General features: G+C 73.0%; 1 protein-coding gene. It reads right to left on the reverse strand.

Annotated features, from left to right (window positions below; genetic code table 11):
- On the reverse strand, positions 1 to 3,380 hold a 3,380-nt coding region (locus IE124_RS33900), incomplete at its 3' end, for a condensation domain-containing protein (RefSeq protein ID WP_229833154.1).
- Between the last annotated feature and the right edge of the window lie 93 nt (positions 3,381 to 3,473).

Consider the following 3,473-nt stretch of genomic DNA (forward strand, 5'->3'; position numbering starts at 1 on the left):
CGATGAGGAGCCACCACACCCTTCGGCACACCCGTCGAACCCGACGTGAACATCACACACGCCACATCCTCAGGACCCGCCACCCGCACCAGATCACCACCCTCCAGAGCAGCCACCACCCCCGCCTCCGCGTCCAGGCGTACGAAGGTGGCGGTGCCGTCCTGCCAGCCGTCGGCGGGCTCTCCGGTCGTGACGATCAGCTCGGCACCGGCGGTGGCGACGACGGAACGGAGGCGCTCGACGGGGAACTCCGTGTCGAGGAGCGTGTATCCGGCTCCCGCCTTGAGGACGGCGAGGACGGAGACGACGAGATCGAGGTCCCGGCCGAGGAGGAGGGCGACGGTGTCGCCCCGGCGCACGCCCCGGTCACGGAGGTGGCGGGCGAGGCGGTTGGCGGAGGCGTTCAGCTCCGCGTAACCGACCTCGCGGTCCGGCAGCACGAGGGCGGTGGCGTCGGGGGTACGGGCCGCCTGCTGCTCGAAGAGTTCGTGGACGCACGCCGTGTGCGCGGAGTCGGCATCAGAGCCGGTGGCACCGGTGGCGTTCCAGTCGACGAGGAGCCTGGTGCGTTCGTCGACCGTGAGCACGTCGAGCGCGCCGATGGGCAGGTCCGGGCGGTCCACGGCCGCGGTCAGGAGGCGTACCAGGCGTGCGGCGAGCGACTCGGCCGTGCCGCGGTCGAACAGGTCGGTGGCGTACTCAAGGAAGCCGGAGATGCCGGCGGGTGCGCCGTCCCGGGTGCGGTGCTGCTCCGCGACGAAGGTCAGGTCGAACTTGGCGCTGTTGCGCTCGGGATGCTCGACGTCGGCCTCGCAGCCGGGCAGGTCCAGGGGCGGCGGTGCGTCCTGGAGGGCCAGCATGATCTGGAAGAGGGGGTGCCGGGCCAGCGAACGGACCGGGTTCAGCTCCTCGACCAGCCGCTCGAACGGCACGTCCTGGTGGGCGTACGCGGCGAGGTCGGTGTCGCGGGTGCGGGCGAGGAGCTCGCGGAAGGTGGGGTCTCCGGAGGCGTCGGTGCGCAGGACCAGCGTGTTCACGAAGAAGCCGACGAGGTCGTCGAGGGCCTCGTCGCTGCGTCCGGCGACCGGCGTGCCGAGCGGGATGTCCGTGCCGGCCCCGAGCCGTGCGAGGAGCGCCGTCAGACCCGCCTGCACCACCATGAAGAGTGTGCAGTCGTGGCGGCGGGCGAAGTCGAGCAGCCGTTCGTGCAGCTCGACGTCGAGCGAGAGGGGCACGCTGTCGCCCCGGTGGCTCGCGACGGCGGGCCGGGGGCGGTCCGTCGGGAGGGCCGGCGCGTCGGGGGCACCGGACAGGGCCTCCCGCCAGAAGTCCAGCTGTCGGCGGGCCGGGCTGTGCGGATCGCCCTCGTCGCCCAGCAGCTCGCGTTGCCACAGGGTGTAGTCGGCGTACTGGACGGGCAGCGGCGCCCAGTCCGGCGCGATGCCCGCGCAGCGGGCCACGTAGGCGGTGGCCAGGTCGCGGGTCAGCGGGGCGAGGGACCAGCCGTCGGCCGCGATGTGGTGGCAGACGAGCAGGAGTACGTGGTCGTCTTCGGCGACCGTGAGCAGCGTGACCCGCAGCGGGGCCTCGGTCGCCAGGTCGAAGCGGTGGGCGGAGGCGTCGCGGAGGGCCTGGGAGAGGCTCTCCTCCGGGCAACCGGCCGTGTGCCAGACGGTGGTGGCCACGGGGTCCGAGGCGTCGTCGGTGGCGCCGTGTGCGTCGAGGACGTGCTGCCAGGGTTCGCCGTCCGTCGTGGGGAACACGGTGCGCAGGACCTCGTGCCGCGCCGTCACGTCCGTCACGGCGCGGCGGAGCGCGTCGCGGTCGAGAGGTCCGCGCAGGCGGAGGGCGAGCGGGACGTTGTAGGAGGCACTGGGTTCCTCGACCTGGTCCAGGAACCAGAGCCGCTGCTGGGCGAAGGAGAGCGGGACACGGTCCGGCCTCAGGGCGGGGAGGAGCGCGGGACGGGGGGCTTCTGTGCCCGCCGTCGCGGCAGTGCCCGTGTCGCGGCCGTCACTTCCGAGGCCATCTCTGTCGGCGCCATCTCTGTCGGCGCCATAGCCGAGGCGATTGCCGTCGCCGAGGCGATCGCTGCCGAGGCGCTCGGCGAGCGCGGCCATGGTGGGGGCGTGGAACAGCTCGGCTATTCCGACGCGGGTCCCGAGGGCCGTGCTGATTCGGCTGATCAGGCGGGCGGCAAGGAGGGAGTGACCGCCGAGGTGGAAGAAGTTGTCGTCGATGCCGACCTGCTCGACGTCGAGGACGTCGGCCAGGAGCTCGCAGAGGAGCTTCTCCCGCTCCGTGCGCGGTGCGCGCCCGCCGGGGGCGGAGCCGGCGTCGGGGGCGGGCAGGGCCTTGCGGTCGAGTTTGCCGTTCGGGGTGAGCGGCAGGGCGTCGAGGACGGTGAAGCTGCCGGGCCGCAGGTGCTCGGGGAGGTGCGCGGCAGCGTGGGCCCGGGCGTCGTCCGGGTCGAGTGCGGTGCCGGGTTCGGCGACGAGGTAGGCGGCGAGGCGCTTGTCGCCGGGGCGGTCCTCCCGGACGACGACCGCGGCCTGCCGAACGGCACCGTGGCGCATCAGCACGGCCTGGACCTCACCCGGCTCGACCCGGAAGCCCCGGATCTTCACCTGGCCGTCGGCCCTTCCGACGTACTCCAGGACGCCGTCCGCCCGCCATCGGACGAGGTCGCCCGTCCGGTAGACCCGCTCGCCGGGGGCGCCGTGGGGGTGGGCGACGAAGCGTTCGGCGGTCAGGGCCGCCTGCCCCAGGTACCCGTGCGCCAGGCCGGCACCGGTGAGGTAGAGGTCTCCGACGACACCGACCGGGACGGGACGAAGCCGCTCGTCGAGTGCGTACATCCGCTCGTTGCCGATGGGCCGGCCGATCGGGATCGCGGGGCGGGCGGTGTCCTGCGCGGTGATGCGGTGGGTCGAGACGAAGATCATCGCCTCGACCGGCCCGTACCCGTTGACCAGCCGCAGGCCGGGATACTCAGCCAGCGCCTTCGCCGCGTGGGCGGGTGACGCGGCCTCGCCGCCGCCGATGATCTGGCGCACCCCGGTGAAGCAGCCCGGGTACTCGTCCAGCAGGAAGTTGAGGAGGCTCGCCGACAGGTAGGCCGAGGTGACGTGGTGGCGGGCGATGAGCTCGGCGATCACCTCCGGTTCCGGCTTGCCGCCGGGCTGGAGGACGCATACGCCTCCGTGGAGCAGTGCGCCGAACAGCTCCAGCGCGAACGCGTCCCAGGAGACCGGCGCGCACTGCAGCCACACCTCGTCGGGTCCGAAGGACACGAATTCCTGACCGACGAGCGTGCCTGTGACGGCCCGGTGAGGAGCGACGACACCCTTCGGCACACCCGTCGAACCCGACGTGAACATCACACACGCCGCATCCTCGGGACCCGCGATCCGCCCGAGAGCCGAGTCCGCGCACCGCGCGATCCCCGCCACCTCGGCGTCCGCGTCCAACCG

Source organism: Streptomyces narbonensis (assembly GCF_014649015.1).
GTDB classification, from domain to species: domain Bacteria; phylum Actinomycetota; class Actinomycetes; order Streptomycetales; family Streptomycetaceae; genus Streptomyces; species Streptomyces narbonensis.